17 protein-coding genes are annotated in these 21,169 nt (G+C 69.3%); 9 read left to right on the top strand and 8 right to left on the bottom strand.

Going from position 1 to position 21,169, the window contains the following annotated elements; genetic code table 11:
• Nucleotides 1–336: 336 nt before the first annotated feature.
• Nucleotides 337–1,521 carry a benzoate/H(+) symporter BenE family transporter gene (locus ABE434_RS11590; protein ID WP_346478941.1) on the top strand — a complete coding sequence of 395 codons (1,185 nt, stop codon included), beginning with the start codon at nt 337–339 and terminating at the stop codon, nt 1,519–1,521.
• 46 nt (nt 1,522–1,567) lie between these two features.
• Here ABE434_RS11590 and ABE434_RS11595 read toward each other — a convergent pair whose 3' ends face one another.
• Genes ABE434_RS11595 through egtB form a run of 3 tightly spaced genes read right to left on the bottom strand, consistent with a single transcriptional unit; the run spans nt 1,568 to nt 6,052 of the window.
• A complete protein-coding gene (locus ABE434_RS11595; protein ID WP_346478942.1) occupies nt 1,568–3,739 on the bottom strand; it encodes a lytic murein transglycosylase in 2,172 nt (723 codons plus the stop codon).
• 55 nt (nt 3,740–3,794) lie between these two features.
• On the bottom strand, nt 3,795–4,769 hold the full coding sequence (egtD, locus tag ABE434_RS11600; RefSeq protein WP_346478943.1) for an L-histidine N(alpha)-methyltransferase: 975 nt from the start codon (nt 4,767–4,769) through the stop codon (nt 3,795–3,797).
• The gene (egtB, locus tag ABE434_RS11605; RefSeq protein WP_346478944.1) at nt 4,766–6,052 is read right to left on the bottom strand and encodes an ergothioneine biosynthesis protein EgtB; all 1,287 of its coding nucleotides are present in this window, start codon (nt 6,050–6,052) and stop codon (nt 4,766–4,768) included. Before egtB ends, egtD begins: the two co-directional genes overlap by 4 nt.
• Before the next feature lie 171 nt (nt 6,053–6,223).
• Here egtB and ABE434_RS11610 point away from each other — a divergent pair, with 171 nt between their 5' ends.
• Nucleotides 6,224–7,531, top strand: a complete 1,308-nt coding sequence (locus tag ABE434_RS11610; RefSeq protein WP_346478945.1) for a GGDEF domain-containing protein — start codon at nt 6,224–6,226, stop codon at nt 7,529–7,531.
• On the opposite strand, the gene ABE434_RS11615 is transcribed toward ABE434_RS11610, so the two are convergent.
• Nucleotides 7,510–7,905: a YchJ family metal-binding protein gene (locus tag ABE434_RS11615; protein ID WP_346478946.1), complete on the bottom strand. Its 396-nt coding sequence runs from the start codon at nt 7,903–7,905 to the stop codon at nt 7,510–7,512. The two genes, ABE434_RS11610 and ABE434_RS11615, sit on opposite strands and share 22 nt — an antisense overlap.
• A gap of 62 nt (nt 7,906–7,967) precedes the next feature.
• Between ABE434_RS11615 and ABE434_RS11620 the strand changes: the two genes are divergently transcribed.
• Nucleotides 7,968–8,744 (top strand): TSUP family transporter, encoded by a 777-nt coding sequence (locus ABE434_RS11620; protein ID WP_346478947.1) that lies wholly within the window; start codon nt 7,968–7,970, stop codon nt 8,742–8,744.
• A gap of 37 nt (nt 8,745–8,781) precedes the next feature.
• On the opposite strand, the gene ABE434_RS11625 is transcribed toward ABE434_RS11620, so the two are convergent.
• The 4 genes from ABE434_RS11625 to folE form a co-directional block, all read right to left on the bottom strand.
• Nucleotides 8,782–12,402 (bottom strand): SbcC/MukB-like Walker B domain-containing protein, encoded by a 3,621-nt coding sequence (locus ABE434_RS11625; RefSeq protein ID WP_346478948.1) that lies wholly within the window; start codon nt 12,400–12,402, stop codon nt 8,782–8,784.
• 46 nt (nt 12,403–12,448) lie between these two features.
• Entirely contained in the window at nt 12,449–13,150 is a 702-nt protein-coding gene (locus tag ABE434_RS11630) for a DUF4194 domain-containing protein (protein ID WP_179460692.1), read from the bottom strand.
• Nucleotides 13,137–14,606: a DUF3375 domain-containing protein gene (locus ABE434_RS11635; RefSeq protein WP_346478949.1), complete on the bottom strand. Its 1,470-nt coding sequence runs from the start codon at nt 14,604–14,606 to the stop codon at nt 13,137–13,139. Before ABE434_RS11635 ends, ABE434_RS11630 begins: the two co-directional genes overlap by 14 nt.
• Nucleotides 14,607–14,733: 127 nt before the next feature.
• Nucleotides 14,734–15,336, bottom strand: coding sequence for a GTP cyclohydrolase I FolE (gene folE / locus ABE434_RS11640; protein ID WP_019183982.1), 603 nt, complete (start codon nt 15,334–15,336; stop codon nt 14,734–14,736).
• 159 nt (nt 15,337–15,495) lie between these two features.
• Here folE and ABE434_RS11645 point away from each other — a divergent pair, with 159 nt between their 5' ends.
• From ABE434_RS11645 to ABE434_RS11670, 6 genes are all read left to right on the top strand, one after another.
• Entirely contained in the window at nt 15,496–15,951 is a 456-nt protein-coding gene (locus ABE434_RS11645; RefSeq protein WP_176991028.1) for a MarR family transcriptional regulator, read from the top strand.
• Nucleotides 15,952–16,052: 101 nt separating this feature from the next.
• Complete coding sequence (locus ABE434_RS11650) at nt 16,053–16,262, top strand: DUF1656 domain-containing protein (RefSeq protein WP_019183984.1); 210 nt, start codon at nt 16,053–16,055, stop codon at nt 16,260–16,262.
• A complete protein-coding gene (locus ABE434_RS11655; RefSeq protein ID WP_346478950.1) occupies nt 16,259–17,167 on the top strand; it encodes an HlyD family secretion protein in 909 nt (302 codons plus the stop codon). The genes ABE434_RS11650 and ABE434_RS11655 overlap by 4 nt, the downstream gene beginning before the upstream one ends.
• Nucleotides 17,164–18,621, top strand: a complete 1,458-nt coding sequence (locus ABE434_RS11660; RefSeq protein ID WP_313219794.1) for an efflux transporter outer membrane subunit — start codon at nt 17,164–17,166, stop codon at nt 18,619–18,621. Before ABE434_RS11655 ends, ABE434_RS11660 begins: the two co-directional genes overlap by 4 nt.
• Nucleotides 18,622–18,624: 3 nt before the next feature.
• Nucleotides 18,625–20,682, top strand: a complete 2,058-nt coding sequence (locus ABE434_RS11665; protein ID WP_346478951.1) for an FUSC family protein — start codon at nt 18,625–18,627, stop codon at nt 20,680–20,682.
• Nucleotides 20,683–20,767: 85 nt separating this feature from the next.
• Nucleotides 20,768–21,163 carry a hypothetical protein gene (locus ABE434_RS11670; RefSeq protein WP_088435243.1) on the top strand — a complete coding sequence of 132 codons (396 nt, stop codon included), beginning with the start codon at nt 20,768–20,770 and terminating at the stop codon, nt 21,161–21,163.
• Nucleotides 21,164–21,169: the final 6 nt, after the last annotated feature.

The raw sequence follows: 21,169 nt of genomic DNA on the forward strand, positions 1-21,169 counted from the left end.
AGTGAACCGTTGTTGCCGATGCCGCTTCGTCGTTTGCCCCGAGAGGCTTTCGTCGTTGCGAGCCGCCTATTATGTCAGGCTTTTCGTTTCCGTCAACACCTTCTTTCGAAGCTTGTTGCCGTCGCTGCGGGTGGGTGTTCACCGGGGTGAAGACCGCGTCGCAGCGAGGGAGCGAATACTAAAGACTTCTGGAAATTCGTCAAGCGTTTTCGTCGATCTTTTTCATCAACGCGTCATCCCTACGTGCTGCTCATCAACAAGCGCGGCAGCACGCGCGTTGCGCGTGCTGCCGCTGGCTTGCTAACAATGCATCTCTTGTCATCAGGAATGCATGCGATGTCTGCGGTCGGCAAACGTTCGTTGTGGCGCGATCTCTCTCTGCCAGCGGTGATGGCAGGCTTCATTACGGTATTGGTGGGCTTCGCCAGTTCGGCGGTGATCGTGTTCCAGGCCGCACGTGCGGTGGGCGCTGATCAGGCGCAGATCGCCTCATGGATGTGGGCGTTGGGCCTTGGCATGGGCGTGACGTGCATTGGTCTGTCACTGCGTCATCGGATGCCCGTCGTCACCGCATGGTCGACGCCGGGTGCTGCCATGCTCGTGGTGGGTGCGAGCGCCGTCGGCTACAGCGATGCGATCGGTGCATTCGTCCTTGCCGCGGTGCTGGGGATGCTGGCCGGCTTCTCGGGGATCTTCGCGAAGGTGATGAAGCGTGTACCGATGGCGTTGGCCGCCGGCATGCTCGCCGGTGTGCTGCTGCGCTTTGGACTGGATGTATTCGTATCCATGGGCACCCAGCTCGGGATGGCGCTGGCGATGTTCACCACCTGGCTGATGGGGCGACGGCTGTTCCCGCGCTATGCGGTGATCGCCACCCTGCTGGTAGGGGTGATGGTGGCGGCCGGCCAGGGCCTGCTGCATATGCAGGACGTACGGCTGGAACTGGCGACGCCGGTGTTCACGTGGCCGACGCTGTCATGGTCGGCAGTGTTCGGCATCGCCCTGCCCCTGTTCGTGGTCACCATGGCCTCGCAGAACATCCCGGGCGTGGCCGTGATCCGCGCCTCCGGCTACGACACGCCGGTGTCGCCGGTGATCGGCTGGATCGGGGTGGTCAATACGATGCTTGCCCCCTTCGGCGCCTTTGGGCTCAACCTGGCCGCCATCACCGCGGCGATCTGCATGGGGCGCGAGGCACACGAGGATCCGGCGCGGCGTTACACCGCAGCGGTGGCCGCCGGCGCCTTCTATATCGTGGTCGGGCTGTTCGGGGCGACGGTGGCGGCCGTGTTCGCCGCCTTCCCCAAGGAACTGGTGGCCTGCGTGGCCGGTATCGCGCTGTTCGGCACCATCGCCAACAGCCTGGCGATGGCGCTGCGTGAGGAGGCGGATCGTGAGGCAGCGCTGGTGACTTTCCTGGTCACTGCCTCGGGCCTGTCGCTGGCCGGGATCGGCTCGGCGTTCTGGGGGTTGGTGGCCGGTGGCATCTGCCTGGTGGCGCTGCGACCGCGCCCTGCCTGATACAGCCGGGGCAGCGCGCGACGAACGCCCTGCCCCCGGCCATGACTTAGTGAAGCGGCAGCACCCGGAAGGTCTGGGTCAGGGTGTGGCTGGCACCCGCCGCCAGGGTCACCACGTCCGGACCGGCGTTGGCCGCCTCCAGACATACATAGTTGCGCCAGCCTGCCCCGACATCGGCCATCCTGCTGGCGCCCGCCTCGCCCGGGTTCCACGCGACCAGCGAGCGGCTGCCGGTGGTGGTGATCTCGATGCGCCGCTTCAGGCCCGGGTCCTTGAGCAGGTAGCGGCCGCCGGCCTGCGTATAGATGCGGTCGCTGCGGCCGGGATCGCGCGGGTCGCGCAGGTTCCACTCGCCCTGCTGCTGGCGCGGCGCGGCATAGTTCTCGAACTTGTCCAGGTAGGACAGACCGTCCAGGCCTTCGACGCTGACCTGCATCGCGTCGCTGACATGGAAGTAGTTGTGCAGGGCCTGGGTGAAGGCGACCGGCTGCCGGCCGGTGTTCTCGGTGATCAGGCGCTGTTCCAGGGTGCGGCCGATCCGCAGTTCCATGCGCAGGCGCAGGTCCAGGTTCTCCAGCACCGGCGGGGCCAGGGTCAGCACCATCGTGCCGTCGGCCTCGCGGCGTGCCTGCTGCAGGGTCCACGGCACGTTGCGGACGAAACCGTGCGAGGGCACGTCATTGCCCTGCCCCTGGCGGCCGAAGTAGGGCCAGCACACGGGGGTGCCGCCGCGGATCGGCGTCGGCAGCGGCTGGGCGCTCGGCGAGAGCCACATGACGTCCTGCCCGCCCTTGGGCACATAGGACAGCAGCTGGCCGCCGAACACGCTGATCGCGGCGGTGGCGAACGGGGTCTCGACCGTCCACGCGGGGAAACCCTGCACATCGGCCAGGCTCAGGCCGGGCACCTTGGGCAGGGCAGCGCGCGGCGCGGCCGGGGACTGGACGTACTGGGCATGGTTCGGCGGCAGGGTGAACACGGTGGATGCGGGCATGGTCGGCGTTGAAGAAGGAGGAGCACCGCGCAGGGCGGTAAGGATGCGCTGGCCGGCACGGCCATCCGCAGGGGTCCAGCCCAGCCGCTGTTGTTCGGCCTGGATGGCGCGGCGGGTCGCGGTGCCGATCATGCCGTCCGCAGTACCGATATCGTGGTCGCGGGCCAGCAGCAGGGTCTGCAGCTCGCGGCGTTCGGTCCGGCCGATGCCGGGATCGTCGGTCGGCCAGGCCGCGACGATACCTGTTCCACCGCGCAGGCGGTCGGCCAACGTGGCGATGGCCAGCGCGTAGCTCTCGGCGGCGTTGTAGGCGTAGATCGCGTCGTAGTTGCGGAACACCAGCCAGGCCGGGCCCTTGGCACCGGTCGGGAGCAGCAATGCGGCATTGCTGTCCGCCGGGAGCCCGGTAGGCGCCAGGGCACCCCCGGCGATCGGCACGATGCCCAGCGCGCGCCAGTCGGCCAGCGGCTTGCGCTGGGTGCGACCGGCCAGGCCGGCCTTGAAGCCGGCCGGAATCTTCACCTCGACGCCCCACGGCTGCCCGGTGCGCCAGCCGGCCTTCTTGAGGTAATTGGCAGTGGACGCCAGGGCATCGGGAATGGACGCGACCAGATCACGACGACCATCGCCATCGCCGTCCACCGCGATGCGCGCATAGGTGGAGGGCATGAACTGGGTGTGGCCGAACGCGCCGGCCCAGGAGCCGGTCAGGCCTTCGGGACGCAGGTCGCCGGTGTCGATCAGCTTGAGCAGGGCCAGCAGTTCGCCGCGGAAGAAGGGCTGGCGGCGGCCCTCGCAGGACAGCGTGGCCAGCGACTGCAGCAGCGGGCGCTTGCCGAACACGCGCCCGTAATCGCTCTCCACCCCCCAGACCGCCACGATCGTGGCCGGATCGACACCGTACTCGGCCGATACCCGCGCCAGCAGATCACGGTGCTCGGCCAGGCGGGCGCGCCCATCCGCCACGCGCTGGGTATCCACCAGGGCGGCCAGGTAATCCCACAACGGGGTGGTGAACTCCGGCTGCGCATCGAGCAGCGGCAGCACGCTGGGGTCCGGGGTCAGCCCGGCGGTGAGCACGTCGAAGCGCTCGCCCGTGACGCCCTGCTTGACGGCCTGCGCCTTGAGCGTGCCCAGGCACGTGGAGAAGGCATCCGGCGCGGCGATCGCGAGCGACGGTACGCCGAGACACAGCCCGGCCAACAACAGGGGCGACCATCGCATTGGCGGGAATCCTTGCAGCCAGTGGACCTGCATCATAGCGGCAATGCCGCGCAGGTCAGGCCGGCTGCAGCAGGCGCAGGCCGAAGGCGGGATCGGTGGCGTTCCAGTGCGCCGTCACCTGCAGACCGGCGTCGGCGGCCATCCGGGCGAACACCACGTCGGTGTACTTGTGGCTGTACTCGACGGTCATCGCCTCACCTTCGGCGAAATCGAAGCTCTGCCCATCCACATGCACGCGCTGGTCGCGCTGGCTGACCAGTTCGGTTTCGATGCGCAGGCGCGGCACGCTGTAGCGGGCGCGATGGCGGAAGCCGTCCAGATCGAAGTCACTGCCGATGTCGCGATTCAGACGACGCAGCAGGTTGAGGGTGAAGTCGGCGGTCACCCCGGCGGCGTCGTTGTACGCGGCCTCGATCAACGCCGCATCCTTGTGCAGGTCGATGCCGATCAGGGCCATCCCCTCCGGGCCCATGGTCTGGCGCATCGCCTTCAACAGCGCGACCGCCTCGTCATGGGCGAAGTTGCCCAGCGTCGAGCCGGGGAAGAACACCAGGCGGCGGGCCGGTTCGCGCTGCGGGGTCGGCAGCTGCACCGGCTGGGTGAAGTCGGCGCAGACCGGCAGCATCTCGATGTCCGGCAGCGACGCGGCCAGCCGGCTGATGCTGTCCAGCAGCGCGGCGCGGGAGATTTCGATCGGGGTGTAAGCAACCGGATCGCGCAGCGCATGCAGCAGCAGTTCGGTCTTGCGCCCACTGCCGCTGCCCAGTTCGACCACATGCAGGTGCGGGCCGACCACCTTGGCGATATCCCGCGCGCAGTCCTGCAGCAGCTGCAGCTCGGTGCGGGTCGGGTAGTACTCGGGCTGCCGGGTGATCTGCTCGAACAGCGCCGAGCCGTGGGCATCGTAGAAGTACTTGGACGGCAGCTGGCGCGGCGTGGCCGAGAGCCCGCGCAGGATGTCGGCGGTGATCTGGTCGCGATCCGGCTGCAGATCGGTCAGTGCGTCGAGCGCATCCCGGACCGAACTCATGCGGCGTCCCGTGCAAGGCGCACGCCGGCGAACTGCCACCGGGCCGACGGGGCGAAGAAATTGCGGTAGCTGGCGCGCAGGTGATCCGCCGGGGTGACGCAGCTGCCGCCTCGCAGCACCCACTGCCCACACATGAACTTGCCGTTGTACTCGCCCAGGTTGCCCGGGAAGGTGCGGAAGCCCGGATACGGCCCGTAAGCGCTGCTGGTCCATTCCCAGACATCGCCGAACAGCTGGACCATGTCGCCGTCCTCCTCCGCGCCGCCGGGGTGCAGCTGATCGGTCTCGACAAAGCGTCCCCGCAGCGGACGGCCCGCGGTCGCTGCTTCCCACTCGAACTCGGTGGGCAGGCGGGCGTCCTGCCAGCGCGCATACGCGTCGGCTTCGAAATAGCTGAGATGGCAGACCGGTGCGTGCGGATCGAGCGCGCGCCAGCCTCCAAGGGTGAACTCGCGCTCCAGTGCGTCGTCCCAGTACAGCGGATGCTGCCAGTGCTGGTCCTGGCACAGCGTCCAGCCCTCGCTCATCCACCAGCGCGGCTCGCGGTAGCCGCCAGCCTGCACGAACTGGCGGTACTCGTCATTGCTGACCGGGCGGTTGGCCAGCGCATGGGCGGGGACCAGGGCACGGTGCACCGGCGATTCGTTGTCATAGGCGAAGGTGGGCTGGGTCGGCCAGACCGGCGCGCCGATCTCCACGATCTGCTCGGGACTGCTGAGCCACTGCAGGGGCAGCGCAGATGCCGGCGTCGCCACGAGGTCATCGCGGTAGGCGGGCTGCAGCGGGTTGGACCAGAACGCGTGCTTGATGTCGGTCAACAGCAGTTCCTGGTGCTGCTGCTCATGGTGCAGGCCGAGCAGCAGCTGCTGCTGGGCCTGCCCACTCAACGTGCCGGCCTGCAGTGCGGCGATCACGCGCTGGTCGATCTCGGCGCGGAAGCGCAGCACCTCGTCCAGCGTCGGCCGCGAGAGCAGGCCGCGCTGAGGACGCGCATGCGCCGGGCCGATGCTCTGGTAGTAGCTGTTGAACAGGTAATGCCAGTCCGCATCGATCGGCACGTAGCCGGGCCGGGTCGCCAGCACGAAGCGCTCGAAGAACCAGGTGGTATGGGCCAGATGCCATTTCGCCGGGCTGGCGTCGGGCATGCTCTGCACCATGGCATCTTCGGCGCTGAGCGGCGCGGCCAGCGCGACCGTGCGGGCGCGCACACCGGCATAGCGGGCGGCCAGCGACGACGGCGGGGCGGCAGTGAGGGGTGGTGCGGCAGCAACGGCGGTATTCATCCCGATCAGGATCGACCAGCCGGGGTGAGTGCCACGTCATGGCACGGCATCGGTACGGTGACAGCGCTCAAGTTGAATACGCGTGGGCCGCTATCGGGGAGACCCCTTGCCTGTGTTGTCCGGTTTGCACGCTGCAGCCACGGCGCGCCGGCCCACCACGTGGACCCCTACTTGCGGACGCACCTGCTACGCCAGCCCAGCCACTATCTGTTCGTGCTGCCTGCCGTGCTGGTGGCCGTCGGGCTGTGGGGCGCCACGCCGGCGGCCGAGGTCGGCAATCCCGTGCACCGCCTGCTGCCGCTGGTGCTGGCCTGCCTGGGCGTCGGCCTCGGACTGATCTACGCCCGCGTGCGGGCCGTGTGCCTGATGCTGGCGATCGCGCTGGCCTTCGCCGTGCTGCACGGCGTGGTCGGCACCTTCCTGCGCCAGGGCACGATCTCGGCGCTGACCCCGCTGATCTTCCATGCGGTGTCCTGGTGGCTGCCGCTGCTGTTCCTCTTGCACGGGCTGTGGCCCGAGCGCGGGCGGCTGCGCCAGGACCTGCTGCTGCGCGGCGTGGTCAGTGGAACCGCACTGGGCATTTTCCTGCTGCTGGCCGCCCAAGGCCCCGACGGCATGCAGGCGCTGCTGTCAGACCGGCACCTGGCGTGGCTGCCCGGTGGCTGGAGCGCGCTGGCCCAGTTCCCGGCGCTGCTGTTCGTGGTGGCCACCGCAGCGCTGGCGGTGCAGGCCTGGCGCCGGCCGCGGCCCCTGCACACCGCCCTGCTGGTCGCCCTGCTCTGCCTGTGGTGGATGTTGCCGCGGGTGTTCGTCTCGCCCGCGCTGTTGCCTGCGGTCAGCGGCATGGCCCTGCTGCTGATCACCTCGGCGATGCTGCAGGAAGGCTTCCACATGGCCTACCGCGACGAACTGACCGGCCTCCCCGGACGCCGGGCCTTGAACGAGTGCCTGCAGCGGGTCGGGACGACCTACACCATCGCCATGGTGGACGTGGACCATTTCAAGCGTTTCAACGATACCCACGGCCACGACGCCGGCGATGACGTGCTCAGGCTGGTGGCCGCGCGCCTGGCCGACATCGGCGGCGGTGGCCGCGCGTTCCGCTATGGCGGCGAAGAATTCGCGCTGGTGTTCCTGGATCGGCCTGCCCCGGCCTGCGTAGCGGCGGTGGAGGAGATCCGCGCGCGGATCGAGGGCGGGCGCATGCACCTGCGCGACCGCGCCGCCCGCAGCCGCGATGATGCGGCAGGGCAGTTGCAGCGCGGGCGCGGTGGCAGCGGCGAGGTGGTGCAGGTGACGGTGAGCATCGGCGTGGCCGACAGCCGGGTCGCCAACAGTCCGCAGGCGGTGATCAAGACCGCCGACCAGGCCCTGTATGCGGCCAAGGACGCCGGCCGCAACTGCGTGCGCGCGCATGGCCAGCAGGGGACCGTGCCGGTGCGCACGGCCGCGCTGGCTCAGGGCACTGCGTCGAGATAGAACCAGCGGCCGTCCTCGCGGACGAAGCGGCTGTGTTCGAGCATCTTCACCGCGCTGCCGCCGCCGACCTTGTAGCGCGCGGTGAAGCGGACCTGCGCGTGGTCGGCATCCGAGCGGGTATGTGCGTGGATCGTCAGCCCCAGCCACTGGGTGCGCTGCCCGGGTGCTGCATCCAGCGACAGCTCGGCCGGACGCGTGGACGGGTGCCAGCTGGCCAGCAGGTAGTCGGCCAGGTGGCGCACGTAGGCGCTGTAGCGCGACCGCATCAGCGCTTCGGCATCCGGTGCGGGGGTGCCGGCGTGATAGAGGCCGCAGCACGCGGCGTAGGCCAGCGGGCGGCCGCAGGGACAGGGATCGGAGGGGACGATGGTCATGGGGGTATTGTCGCGCGATGGGCGGGCGTATGCTGGCGCGCCTTCTGCCGCGATGTGCCGCCGTGCTTGAGCTGGTTCCCCCTGAGCTGTTGTGGTTGGTGGCGATCGCCTTCATCGCCGGCCTCGTCGATGCCGCCGTCGGCGGCGGTGGGCTGGTGCAGTTGCCCGGGTTGTTCACCATCCTGCCGCAGCACACGCCGGCGATGCTGTTCGGCACCAACAAGTTCAGCTCGATGTTCGGCACCGCAGCCGCGGCATTCCGCTATGCGCGCAATGTGCGCTTCCCGTGGCGGCCGGTGCTGTTCGCGGCGGGCACGGCCTTCGTGTTCTCGTTTGCCGGGGCCACGGCGGTCAGCCTGCTGCCCAAGGACGCGGTGCGCCCGCTGGTGCTGGTGCTGCTGGTGGCGATGCTCGGCTACACGCTGTGGAAGAAGGACTTCGGTGCCCTGCACCGCCCGCGCGAGATCGGCCGCAGGGAGCTGGTGACCGCACTGGCGATCGGTGCGGTGATCGGATTCTACGACGGCTTCTTCGGGCCCGGCACCGGCAGCTTCCTGATCTTCCTGTTCGTGCGCTTCTTCGGGCTGGACTTCCTGCGTGCGTCGGCCGCGTCCAAGGTGGTGAACCTGGCGACCAACGTCGCGGCGATCTCGTTCTTCGTGCCGACCGGCAACATCCTGTGGCTGTTCGCGCTGCCGATGGCCGCGGCCAACATCATCGGCTCGGTGGTCGGCACGCGGATGGCGCTGCGCGGTGGCACGCCCTTCATCCGCAAGCTGTTCGTCGGCCTGGTGGTGGTGCTGATCGCCCGGATGGGCTGGGATACCTTCGCCGGTTAGCCGGACGGGCCAGCCCTGGGGCTGACCCGTCGATGGCTCAGCGCTTCGGCTTGGCCGGCTTCTTCGCGGCGGCCTTGGTGGCCGTCTTTTTTGCAGCTTTCTTTGCCGGCGCCTTGGCCGCGGCCTTGGGTGCCGCCACCTTCGGGCGCGATACCGGTGCCGGTGCGTCCACGGCGTCCACCTCGGCGTCGGCCTGCCCGGCGGGCGATCCGGCGATCACCTGGTCGGCAACCTCCTTCGGGGCATCGACCACGTCAGACGCCGCGATCGCCGCGGGTGCCGGTGCCGATACCGCGGCCGTCTCACCCGCGCGGGCCCGCTCCGGCAGCTTCAGGCGCCGACCCTCGTCGTCGTACTCGATCAGCAGCACGCCGGAGTCGTGGCGACCGCTGATTTCCACGAAGCAGGCCCCCCCGATGAAGGGCTCCAGCGTCATCACCGACTTCAGCGGGGTGGCCACGACCATCTGGAACCCGAAGTTGTCGAAGATGTTCATCGCCAGCGCGGTGAACTCGTTGTCGGCCTTGTCGAAGGCTTCATCGAGCACCACCGCCGCGTAGCTGGGCAGCTGGCCGTCGGCACCGCCGAGCTGGTAGCGCAGCGCGGCGGCCAGGCAGGTGGTGGCCAGCTTCTGGCGCTGGCCGCCGGACTTGCCCGCACCGCTGCGGTAGATCTCGACCTGCTGGCGGGTGGCGGCATCGAGTTCGACGCCGACGAACTCCACGTGCAGGCGCACGTCCAGCACCAGCTCGCGCCAGCGCTTGTCCTCGCCTTCCTGCGAGCCGAGCTTGGCGACCAGCTCACGCAGCACCGCGAACTGCGCTTCGGCCAGTTCGCGCTGCTCGGTCTGCTGCTGGGACAGCACGTCGCGCAGGCGCTGGTGGAAATCCAGTACCTCGGGCAGGCGGCGGTCGGTGAGTTCGATGGTCAGCAGGGTGCCGCGGTTGAACGGCACCTGCTCCAGCGAGGCATTGACCTCGTCCAGGCGCTGGGCGATCGACTTGCGCGCCTCGGCCGTGTGCCGCTGCAGGGCCAGCAGGTTGTTCTTGCTCTGGCTCTGCAGCAGATCGAAGAAACGCGCTTCGTGCTGCGGCAGGCCATCGTTCTCCAGCCGCTGCAGGCGGGCGAGGAAATCCTCGGCGCTGGACAGGCTGACGGTGAAATCGCCACTGTCTTCCGGCCACGCCTGGCAGTAACGGCGGAAGCAGCCGAGCAGCAGGTTCTCCAGGCGGTTGTGTTCGGCCTGGGAACCGCCGAGCTGTTCGTTGAGCGTGTTGCTGATCTGCCGGAAGTGGGCTTCCAGGTTCTCCAGGCTGAGCACGCCGAGCGCTTTCAGGCGTTCGTCCAGGCCCTGTTGCTGCAGCGGCGTGACCACGCGCTTGGCCAGCGGCGCGCACTGCTCGTGCAGGCGTTCCAGGCGTTCATGCTCACGGCCGAGCTGGCCGCGCTCCACGCGCACGTCTTCATAGGTGCGCTTGGCCTGGGCCACATCGGCCCGGGTCTTCTCGATCTGTTCGCCCAGCCTGCGCAGATCGGCATTGCCTTCGCGCAGGTCGTGCAGCGCCTGGGCGATGTCGTCCAGGCGCTGCAGCGGTGCGGCCACATCGATCTCGTCCCAGCCCAGCGTGCACAGCTGATGGCAGGCCAGGCGGGCCTTGCCGTCCTGTTCGCGCTGCGCGCGCAGGCCGGCCACGTCGCTGTCGCAGGCGGCGATGCGCTGGGCCAGTTCGATCGCTTCGCGCTCGTACAGATCCAGCTTGTCGCGGTTGTTGAAGCCGAGCAGCCAACGACGGCGATCGCTGATGTTGTGGCGATCGTCCTTCTCGAAGCGTTCGCCCGGATGCTTGACCTGGCCTTCCTTGGTGATGCCGCGGTCCGTGTCGCGCAGATGCCGCGCATCCACGCATTCGTAGTCGAAGCGCTTGCCCAGCTCGCGGCGCAGCCAGCCGGCATAGCCGTGCTCGCGCAGTTCCAGCTTGTGCAGCAGCGAACGCGCGCCCGGCTCGCGGCCGTGCAGCGCATCGTCGTTGCGGCGCACCCGGTAATACACCAGGCGGGTACCCAGGTGGGTCTGGTTGATCCACTCCGAGACCTGGGCGTGGTGGCGCTCATCGACCAGCAGCGACTGCGCGAAGCCGTGCAGCACGCGCTCGATGGCGCCCTGCCATGCGGCGTCTTCGTCGCGGACCTGCAGCAGTTCGCCCACGAACGGCAGCGCCGCCTCGGGAATGCCGGTGTCGCTGCTCAGGCGCGCGCGCAGCTGCTGCATCGGCGCGGGAATGCTGGACGGGGTGCGCTTGAGCGCGTCCAGTTCCGAGCGCACCTCGGCGAAGCGGCGCTCGTCGTCGCGCTTGCCCCCCATGCGTTCGGCGATGGCCTCGTCCAGTTCGGCCGCGGCGCGCTGGCCGTCGTCCAGGCGGGCCTGCGCGCGGGCGAGCTGCTCGGCAAAGCCATGCGCGGTCTCGGCCAGGGTTTCCCCCAGTTCGCGGCTGGCATGGTTGGCCTGGGTGCGCTTGGCCAGGCGGCGGTCGCGTTCCTGGGCGACACGGCCCTGCTCGCGCTCCAGCTCTTCGATGCGTTCGCCGCCCTGCTGGCGGCGCTGCGCCTCCAGTTCGGCGAGGTGGCTTTCATGGTTCTCCAGCGCACTGCGGCGCTGGCCTTCTTCCCCGGACAGACCGCGGTCGCGGGTATCCAGTTCCAGCAGGCGTGCCTCGAGCAGGGCCAGGCGACGCTGCTCGCGCACGCCGTCGATGCCCAGCTTCATCTCGTCCAGGTCTTCGCGCTGGCGGCGCAGTGCCTGCAGATCGGCGTAATGCCCACGCGCCGGCAGCAGGGTCTCGACCTGGCGACGCGCGGTGACCACGGCCTGGTGGGCGCCATCGAGTTCGGCGAAATCATCGACCAGCCGCTCGGCCGCATCGAAGGTGCGCGGTGCATCGAGCATGAAGTCGCGCAGGAACACGTTCAGATCGCCGAGGTTCTTCGCAGACTGCGTCTTGTGCAGCAGGCGCAGCGCCATCTCGTTCTCGATCCCGAGCACGTGGCGGAAACGTTCGGCATAGCTGGCGAAGCTGTCGAAGTGATGCACGTCGCCCAGGCGCTGCTTGAGCTTGCGTAGGTCCAGGTCGAAACCACCGAGGTCGCGCGCGATGTCGAAGCTGCGCTCGGCCACCATGTAGTGCTTGCGCACATCGGCCGCGGCGGCGCCGTTGCCGGCGATCCAGAACAGGCGCACCAGGCTGACGATGCGGCCGTCCTTGCTGCGGTATTCCAGCACCAGCGCGGTCCAGGTGGCGCCCTTGCGCAGGTACTGGGTGGCGATCTCGCCGGTGCCGCTGTCCTGCTGGTCGGCCCAGGCGCCACGCACGTAGGAGACCAGGTTGCGGTCGCGGCCACTGCGTTCGGCTTCGCGCGCGGCGGCGTTGAAGTCGACCAGGGCCGGCGGTACCAGCAGCGCGGACATCGCATCGAGCAGGGTCGACTTGCCCGAGCCGGAGCGGCCGACGAACAGGAAGCCGCGTTCGGCGATCGGCACTTCGGTCAGGCCGGAGAACGTGCCCCAGTTGTGGACCTGCAGGCGGCGCATGCGGAACTGCTGCGCGCGCGGGTCGGGCTGGTCGCCGGGAAACAGGGCGGGTGCGGGAATGTGGACGGTCATGGCAGGGCTAGCAATCCAGGCAGGGCAGCGGCGCGCGGGCGCGCGCTCAGGCGTCGAGGTCGGCCGGCGCTTCGCGCAGGCGGCGGTACACCTGGGCCAGGGCGGCGACATCTTCGGCGGAGAACATCAGTTTCAGTGCCGGCGAGACTTCATGACGCGCATCGTCACCGCCGAGGCGGGTGAGGATGTGGTTGTCCTTCATCTTCTGCACGGCACTGGCGACGCGGCGGTTGAAGCCGGCGCGGTCGGTGGACAGGTGGCGCTCGTACACGGCCAGTGCTTCGGCCAGTTCGGCATCCTCGACCACCGCGCGCACGCCGCGCGCATCGGCTTCGGCCAACTGCTGGCGCAGGTGCAGCAGCAGCACCGAGTCTATGAAGGTCAGCGGCGAGGTACGCAGCAGCACCGGCGCATCGATATCTTCGGTATCGGCCTGGCGGGTGAAGGCCACGCCGCTCTCGCGGTCCAGCACCAGTTCCAGGAACAGGTCCGAGAGCGCCGAGCGGATCGCCGCTTCGCTGCGGATCAGCGCCGGCCACAGCTTGGCGTGGCGCAGCTGGTCGATGCTCGGGCCGATCAGCAGCTGGCACAGCGCGCGGCGGCCATCCAGCGGCAGCCGGCCGGTGTCGCCCATGTAGAACACGTCATTGTTACGCCGCAGGACGGGCGTCACCACGACGGGTTCGTCGTCGTGCTCGTCTGCGCCGCCGTCGATCGGGGCGTCGGTGGATTGGTCATGCCAGCTCATGGCGTTTCTCCTGGGTGAACCAGATCAGCGGAATGCGGGCGCGACGCCAGTGGCCATCGCCGCCGCGCCATTGCGCGATCTCCTGTTGGTCGGCGGCGACCTCGCCATGGCGGGTGCCAAGGGAGAGGTAACCGATGATGCTGCCGAGGCCCTGCGGGGCCTCGCGGTGTTCAAGCACCTGGGCGATCGACAGCCGCGGCTGCGCGCCGAGCAGGTCATGCAGGTCGCGGCGCAGGGTGCGGAAGTCGATTTCCGAGGCCGCCACCAGGTCGCCGACGCTCTCCAGCGAGATCGCGGCGGTGTCGTTGCGCTGCACGCTGCCATCGACCTGCGCCTGGCGCGGATCGTGCAGCTTCCATTGCGAGAGCGAGCGCAGCCGGCTGGTGGTCAGCTGCAGGTCGCGGCCGATGGAGCGCTGCGCCGGGATGTGGTCGCGCAGGCCCAGCGCCTCGCCCTGGGCCTGCTTGAGCAGCTGGTTGAGGCGGCGCTGTTCCAGGTAGCCACGGCTCTGCACGAAGCCGCGCAGGCTGCGCGCGAAGTGCTGCAGCACGTCGTGGACCTGGCCACCGCGCTCGAGCATGGTGGTGGTGAAGCCGCGCAGGAAGGTGCGCTCGTTACGGTCCAGCTTGCGCGCGAAACCACGCGCGAGCACGGTCTCCAGCGCGGCATCGAGCTGGGCACTCTGTTCGGCATCGTTGAGCAGGCGCCAGAACGCCTCGAAGCTGCGCCCGGCGTCACTGTCGCCGATCACGTCCACGCCTTCGAACAGCTTGGACAGCACGTCGCCGCGCTCGCCCTCGTCATCGATGATGCGTTCGCGGAATTCACGGTTGAGGCGTTCGAAGTCGTCGCGCACGCGGCGGAAGTCTTCGGTCAGCTCGTCGGCCAGGCCGATGATCTGGCGGGTCCGCTCCAGCGCGCGCTTGCCGTCCAGCGAGGAGACCTTGCCGCCGCTGACACGGGCGATCTCGGCATCGATGCGGTCGCGCTCGTCGCGCAGCGCGGACAGCCGCGCATCCGGGTTGGATTCGGTCAGCGCGGCCAGCTGCGAGAGCTGCTCGATCACCAGCGCCAGCCGGCTCTCGGTTGCGGCGGCGCGCGCCTGCTCCAGGCTGTCGGCGAAGCGGATCGCCTGCGCGGCCTGGGTGGACAGTTCGTACTGTTCCTGGTCGGCGCCTTCCGGCAGGCGACGTTCCAGCCAGCCCTGGGCCAGCCAGTGCGCGATGTAGGCCTGTGCGGTGCGCGGCAGATCGCGCGACAGCTCATCGGCCTTGAGGTCATCCAGCGCGCGCTGCAGGCGTTCATGCAGCACCGCGGTGGACAGGGTGCGCTCGTCCTGCATCAGCAGGCTCTGCAGCAGGCCGATGATCTCCGGCGCGTGATCGGCCGCCAGCAGCTTCCACTGCGACTGTTCGCGCAGGTGGCGGTAACGGGTAATGCGCTCGCGATGTTTCATTCGAGACCGGGGACAGGAAGACGGGCCGCGCGGATCGCGGCGGCCGGGAGGGAAACGGGACGCGCACGCACCCGCAGGGCCGGGCCGAAGCCCAGCGCCTGCCGGTCGCGCGCGACAGCGCGGGGAATCAGCGCTTGCCGCCCACTTCGATGAAACGCAGGAACTCGGCGCGGGTGCGCGCGTCCTCGCGGAAGCTGCCCAGCATCTTCGAGGTGACCATGCTGACGCCGCGCTTGTGGATGCCGCGGGTGGTCATGCACTCGTGCGCACCTTCCACCACCACGCCCACGCCGACCGGCTGCAGCACGTCCTGGATGCACTGGGCGATCTGCGCGGTCATCTTTTCCTGGACCTGGAAGCGGCGTGCATACGCCTCGACCACGCGGGCCAGCTTGCTGATGCCCACCACCTTGCCGGCCGGCAGGTAGCCGACGTGCACGCGGCCGATGATCGGCGCCATGTGGTGTTCGCAGTGGCTTTCGTACTCGATGTCGCGCAGCACGATCAGTTCGTCGTAGCCGGCCACTTCCTCGAAGGTCCGCTCCATGTAGGCGCGCGGGTCGTCGCGGTAGCCGCTGAACCAGTCGCCATAGGCTTCGGCAACGCGGCGCGGGGTATCCAGCAGGCCTTCACGGGTCGGATCTTCACCGGCCCAGCGCAGCAGGGTGCGCACCGCCGATTCGGCCTCGGCCTGGGTGACGGGGTTGGCGTCGTTGTCTTGCTTGCTCATTACATACAGCACCCGAAGGGGGGCGAGCATCGTACCCGACAGACCCCTCGGGCGTCCTGCGCGGCGGCGCCCCGGCCTCGCCCGGGCAGGCGCTCATTGGGCCGCGGTTGTGCCACGGGTATTGATAGGACGCGAATTAGTAGTATCCTATCTATTCTGATGAACCGATCCCTCGACGAACGTACCCAGCTGCAGATGCAGCTCAGTTCCGGCCTGCTCTATGCAGGGCGGCAGTGGCAGCGCCTGGCCGACCAGGCCCTGGGCAGCTACGGCATCTCGGCCGCCTGCACCATGCCGCTGCTGATGATCGGGCGCGCCGGCGGGGGTATCCGCCAGGTGGCATTGGCCCACCAGCTGGGCATGGAAGGCCCCTCGCTGGTACGCCTGCTGGACAAGCTGGCCGCCAGCGACCTGGTCCGCCGCGAATGCGACGCCAGCGACCGCCGCGCGAACCTGTTGTGGCTGACCGACAAGGGCGAGGCCCTGGTCAGCGAGCTGGAGACCCAGTTGATCGGCCTGCGCCAGGACGTGTTCGGCGAGCTGACCATGGATGAACTGCGCACCGTCCTGAAGCTGTGGCAGCTGCTGGCCGATGCGGCCGACCGCGTGACGTAAGCCTGTTCCCCCGTTGTACCGCCCGGTGTCGTGCTGCGACGGCATGACGTACGACGACCCACGGTCGTCGCCTACCTTTCTCCTGTGAATCCTTTGCCTCGATGTACGGTGAATTCAGTCTCTATGGTGTGTTCGTCCCGACCCTGCTCGGGCTGATGCTGCTTGCCTACCTGCTCAAGAGCGGGTTGCGCGTGGTCCTGCAGCGCACCGGCGCCTACCGCCACATCTGGCACCCCGCCCTGTTCAACCTGGCCGTGTACGTGATCGTGCTCGGCGGGTTGTTTTCCCTGATGCGTTGGATGCAATCGTGAACAAGATCCTCAAGCAGACATTCCCGGTCGTGTTGACCGTCGTGGCCGTGGTGGCCGCCGTGCTGGTGCTGCGCCACCTGTGGGCGTACTACATGGACGAGCCGTGGACGCGCGATGCGCACGTCAGCGCCGACGTGGTGCAGGTCGCGCCGGACGTGTCCGGGCTGGTGGAGGCGGTGAAGGTCGCCGACAACCAGCCGGTCAAGCGCGGTGACGTGCTGTTCGTGGTCGACCGCGCGCGCTATGAGATCGCGCTGGAACAGGCCCAGGCCGCGCTCGGTGAACGCCGTGCCACGCTGGACCAGCTGCGCCGCGAGATCGCGCGCGACCGCAGCCTGCAGGATCTGGTCGCCGCCGAGGATGCCGAAGTGCGCCGCGCCAAGCTGCTCGCCGCGCAGGCCTCGATGGCCACCGCGCAGGCCGCCGTCGATCTGGCCAAGCTCAACCTGGCGCGTACCGAAGTGCGCAGCCCCAGCGATGGCCACCTCAATGACCGCACCGTGCGCGCGGGCGACTACGTGACCGCCGGGCGCCCGGTGATGGCCGTGCTCGATACCGGCTCGTTCCGCGTGGACGGCTACTTCGAAGAAACCCGCCTGCAGGGCGTGCATGCGGGCCAGAAGGTCGACATCCGCCTGATGGGCGAAGCGCAGCCGCTGCAGGGCCACGTGCAGAGCATCGCCGCCGGCATCGAAGACCGTTACCGCAGCGAAGGCAGCAGCCTGCTGCCGAACGTGACGCCTGCCTTCGACTGGGTGCGGCTGGCCCAGCGCATCCCGGTGCGCATCCATATCGACCGCGTGCCGGCCGGCGTGAACCTGATCGCCGGGCGTACCGCCACGGTCACCATCCAGCCGGACACCGCCCCGGCCACGCCGGTGCAACCGGCACGGACGGCGCTGTGAACCGCCCGGCGCTGCACCGCATCGCGCTGGGGCTGGCGCTGACCACGCTGGCCGCATGCCGCACCGTCGGCCCGGACTACGCGGTGCCGGCCGGGTCCGCCTTCCAGCGACCGGAGGCGAATGCCGCCTTCCTCGAGACCGGCAACCCGCAGGTCGCCGCTGGTGCCGCGCTGCCCGCACGCTGGTGGGAGCTGTACCAGGACGACACCCTCAACGCGCTGGTGCAGCAGGCGCTGCGCGACAACGTCGAACTGAAGGTCGCCGATGCCAACCTGCGCCGCGCCGCCGCCGTGTACGAGCAGGCGCTGGATGCCGGTGGCTTCGAGTACGAGGCCGAGGCCGGCGTGAGCCGCGCGCAGCTGTCCGCCGAATCCTTCCTGCTGGAGCACGAACTGCCGCCGATCAACCTGGCCGACGGCAAATTTGCGGTGTCCTACCAGTTCGATCTGTTCGGCAAGCTCAAGCGCGCCTCCGAGGCCGCGCATGCCGACGAGCAGGCTACCGCCGCCGCGATGGACCTGGCACGCGTGTCGCTGGTCGCGCAGGTGGCCGGCAGCTACGTCGACATCTGCCACGCGAACCATGAGCTGCACGTGGCCGAGCACTCGCTGCAGCTGCAGCAGCGCAGCCGCGAGGTCACCCAGCGCTTGATCACGGCCGGTCGCGGCACCCCGCCGGAGCTGGCCCGCGCCAATGCCCAGGTGGCGATGCTGCAGGCCGCGCTGCCGCCGCTGCGCGCACACCGCCAGGCCTCCGAATACCAGCTGGCCGCCCTGCTCGGCCGCACCCCGGGCCAGCTGCCCGAGGGCGTGAGCGACTGCAGCCAGGCCCCGACCCTGGCCCAGGCCCTGCCGATCGGCGATGGCCGCGCGCTGCTGCAACGCCGCCCGGACATCCGCCAGGCCGAGCGCAAGCTGGCTGCCGCCACCGCGCGGATCGGCGTGGCCACCGCCGAGCTTTACCCGGACATCCGCCTGGGCGCCTCGGTCGGTGCGGCCGGCCTGCTGGAAGATTTCGGCACACCGCTGACCCAGCAATGGTCGATCGGTCCGCTGATTTCCTGGACGCTGCCCTCCTCCGGCACGCACGCACGCATCCACGCCACCGAAGCCGGTGCCGACGCCGCGCTGGCCGAGTTCGACCACAGCGTGCTGCAGGCGCTGCGCGAAACCCAGACCGCGCTGAGCCGCTATGCCCAGGATCTGCAGCGCCTGCAGTTCCTGCAGCAGGCGCAGCAGCAGGCCGACCTGGCCGCCAGCCAGAACCGCCGTCTGTACCAGGGCGGACGCACGCCCTACCTGGCCAGCCTGGACGCCGACCGCAGCCTGGCCAGCGCCGATGCGACCCTGGCCGAAGCGCAGGCGCAGGTCTCGCGCGACCAGATCCAGCTGTTCCTGGTGCTCGGCGGCGGCTGGAATGCCGACGCCGTCGCCACCGGCACGGCCGCGAGGTAAGCCATGCTGCTGCTGGACAGACAGGCCTGGTTGTTCTCGGTCAAGACCTTCCTGGCGGCGATCGCGGCGCTGTACATCGGGCTGGCCGGCAACCTCTCGCGCCCGTACTGGGCGATGGCCACGGTCTACATCGTGACCCAGCCGATGCTCGGCCCGACCCGTGCCAAGGGTGCCTACCGCATCCTGGGCACGCTGATCGCCGGCGCGGCCACGCTGTGGATGCTGCCGCACCTGGTGGAAACGCCACTGCTGCTCAGCGCGGCGATGTCGCTGTGGCTGTCCGCGTGCCTGTTCATCGCCCTGCTCAACCGCGGCCCGCGTGGCTATGCCTTCCTGCTGGCCGGCTACACCACCGCCTTCATCGGTTTCCCGGCGGTGACCTCGCCGGACACCATCTTCGACACCGTGGTGGCACGCAGCGAGGAGATCATCCTCGGCACCGTGGTGGCCGTGCTGTTCGCCTCGCTGTTCTTCCCCGCCTCGGTGCGGCCGATGCTGCGCGCGCGGATCGGCAGCTGGATGGGCGATGCCGCCGACTGGTGCCGGCAGATCCTGACGCGCGGCCATGCACACGGCCCGCGCAATCGTCTGGCCGCCGACCTGGTGCAGTTCGAAGCGCTGATTGAATTCATGCGTCGTGACGACCCGCGCCATGCCGGCGCCGCGGTCTCGATGGAGCGACTGCGCGAGCGCATGCTGCTGATGCTGCCGGTGCTGTCTTCGATCGCCGACCGGCTCGGTGCACTGCGTGCGGGGGGCCGCGCGCTGCCGCCCGGGCTGGAGCCGTTGATCGCCGATCTGGCGCACTGGCTGGAGCAGCCGGGCCGATCAAGTGCCAGCGCCTACGCCACGCTGCGCGCGCGCATCGTCGCACTCAAGCCGGCGGTGGACGGCGAGCTGGATCACCTGCTGCTGGTCACCCTGTTGCTGCGCCTGGAAGAACTGGTCGACCTCTGGCAGGACTGCACCACCCTGCACGCGGCCATCGACGAAGGCGCCGCGCCGAGCGATACCGCGCACTACCGCGTGCGCACCCAGCGCGTGGACCACGTACGCCACGTGGATTACGGCATGGCGCTGTTCTCCGCGGCCAGTGCCGGTGTCGCCCTGATGACCTACTGCGTGCTGTGGATCGGGCTCGGCTGGGAAGGCGGTGGCAACGGCGCGATGATGGCCGCGGTGGCCGCCGCGTTCTTCGCCGCGCAGGACGATCCCGCGCCGAGCATGCTGTCCTTCCTGCTGTGGGCCATCGTGGCCAGCCTGGTGGCCGGTGTGTACCTGTTCGGGATCTTCCCGGCGGTGCACGACTTCGGCAGCCTGGTGCTGGTCCTGGCGGTGATCTTCCTGCCGCTGGGCCTGCTGCTGCACCGGCCCAAGACCGCGCTGATCGGCCTGCCGCTGACGGTGAACCTGGTGGCGCTGCTGAACGTGCAGAACACCTACAGCGCCAACATCCAGAGCTTCATCAACTCGGCCGTGGCGATGTTCATCGGGATCGGCTTTGCGGTGGTGATGACGCGGCTGTTCCGCTCGGTGGGTGCCGAGTGGACCGCGCGCCGGCTGGTGCGCCAGGGCTGGAACACGCTGGCCGATGCGGCCGAGGGCCGCGGCCAGCAGGACCGCCAGCAGTTCGCCGCGCGCATGCTCGATCTGCTCGGCCTGCTCGCACCGCGCCTGGCGGCCACGCCGGAAGGCAGCGACATCGCCTCGGTGGACATGCTCACCGAAGCGCGGATCGGTCTGAACATCCTGCAGCTGCGCCGCTCGCGGCATGGCCTGCCGGCGCCCAGCGTGGCCGCGATCGACGCGATCCTGGACGAAGTGGCGGCCCATTACCGCGCGCAGGCGGCGCGTCGGCGCCCCCTGCCCGCCCCCACCGGGCTGCAGGCCCGGCTGGAGGCCTCGCTCAAGCGCGTGCAGACCGTGGAGGCCGGCAAGGCCCGCGATGAGGCCCTGATGGGCCTGATCGGGCTGCGCTATGCGCTGTTCCCCGAAGCACCGGTGGCCGCCGCGCCGGCCGAGACCACCGCAGGCCCACCCGGCCTGCCCGCGCCGCGCTGAACCGGCCGGGGCGCGGGCCGGCCGGTCCGCGCCGATCAGGGCTATCCTGACGCATGCATTTGCGCATGGATCAAGGTGATTCCCGATGAGTTACGACCTGATGGTGTTCGACCCCGCCGTCGCCCCGCGCGAGGCCGAGGCCTTCCTGCAGTGGTATGACGCGCAGACCGAGTGGAACGAGACGCACGACTACGACGACCCGAAGGTGTCGGTACCGGCGCTGCAGGCGTTCTTCGCCGCGCTCGCCGAGCACTACCCGCCGATGGACGGCCCGCTGTCCGATGAGGAAGACGACCGCCCGGAAGTGACCGACTACAGCATCGGCCAGCACGTGGTCTACGCCTCGTTCGATGACGAGGTGGCCGAGAACGCGCACGGCCTGGTGCAGGTGCTGGCCAACACCCACCAGCTGGGCTTCTTCGATGTCAGCGGTGACGGTGCGATCGTGTTCCCCGATGGCACCGTGGTGATTCCGGAGTAAGAACGG

The sequence above is a fragment of the Stenotrophomonas sp. TWI1183 genome (genome assembly GCF_039673115.1).
Lineage (GTDB): Bacteria > Pseudomonadota > Gammaproteobacteria > Xanthomonadales > Xanthomonadaceae > Stenotrophomonas > Stenotrophomonas maltophilia_AA.

What these genes read in the sequence shown, in the direction of transcription:
- ABE434_RS11635 (WP_346478949.1), bottom strand. Translation starts at nt 14,606, where the DNA reads ATGAAACATCGCGAGCGCATTACCCGTTACCGCCACCTGCGCGAACAG.
- ABE434_RS11625 (WP_346478948.1), bottom strand. Translation starts at nt 12,402, where the DNA reads ATGACCGTCCACATTCCCGCACCCGCCCTGTTTCCCGGCGACCAGCCC.
- ABE434_RS11650 (WP_019183984.1), top strand. Translation starts at nt 16,053, where the DNA reads ATGTACGGTGAATTCAGTCTCTATGGTGTGTTCGTCCCGACCCTGCTC.
- ABE434_RS11595 (WP_346478942.1), bottom strand. Translation starts at nt 3,739, where the DNA reads ATGCGATGGTCGCCCCTGTTGTTGGCCGGGCTGTGTCTCGGCGTACCG.
- egtB (WP_346478944.1), bottom strand. Translation starts at nt 6,052, where the DNA reads ATGAATACCGCCGTTGCTGCCGCACCACCCCTCACTGCCGCCCCGCCG.
- ABE434_RS11645 (WP_176991028.1), top strand. Translation starts at nt 15,496, where the DNA reads ATGAACCGATCCCTCGACGAACGTACCCAGCTGCAGATGCAGCTCAGT.
- egtD (WP_346478943.1), bottom strand. Translation starts at nt 4,769, where the DNA reads ATGAGTTCGGTCCGGGATGCGCTCGACGCACTGACCGATCTGCAGCCG.
- ABE434_RS11630 (WP_179460692.1), bottom strand. Translation starts at nt 13,150, where the DNA reads ATGAGCTGGCATGACCAATCCACCGACGCCCCGATCGACGGCGGCGCA.
- folE (WP_019183982.1), bottom strand. Translation starts at nt 15,336, where the DNA reads ATGAGCAAGCAAGACAACGACGCCAACCCCGTCACCCAGGCCGAGGCC.
- ABE434_RS11665 (WP_346478951.1), top strand. Translation starts at nt 18,625, where the DNA reads ATGCTGCTGCTGGACAGACAGGCCTGGTTGTTCTCGGTCAAGACCTTC.
- ABE434_RS11590 (WP_346478941.1), top strand. Translation starts at nt 337, where the DNA reads ATGTCTGCGGTCGGCAAACGTTCGTTGTGGCGCGATCTCTCTCTGCCA.
- ABE434_RS11615 (WP_346478946.1), bottom strand. Translation starts at nt 7,905, where the DNA reads ATGACCATCGTCCCCTCCGATCCCTGTCCCTGCGGCCGCCCGCTGGCC.
- ABE434_RS11670 (WP_088435243.1), top strand. Translation starts at nt 20,768, where the DNA reads ATGAGTTACGACCTGATGGTGTTCGACCCCGCCGTCGCCCCGCGCGAG.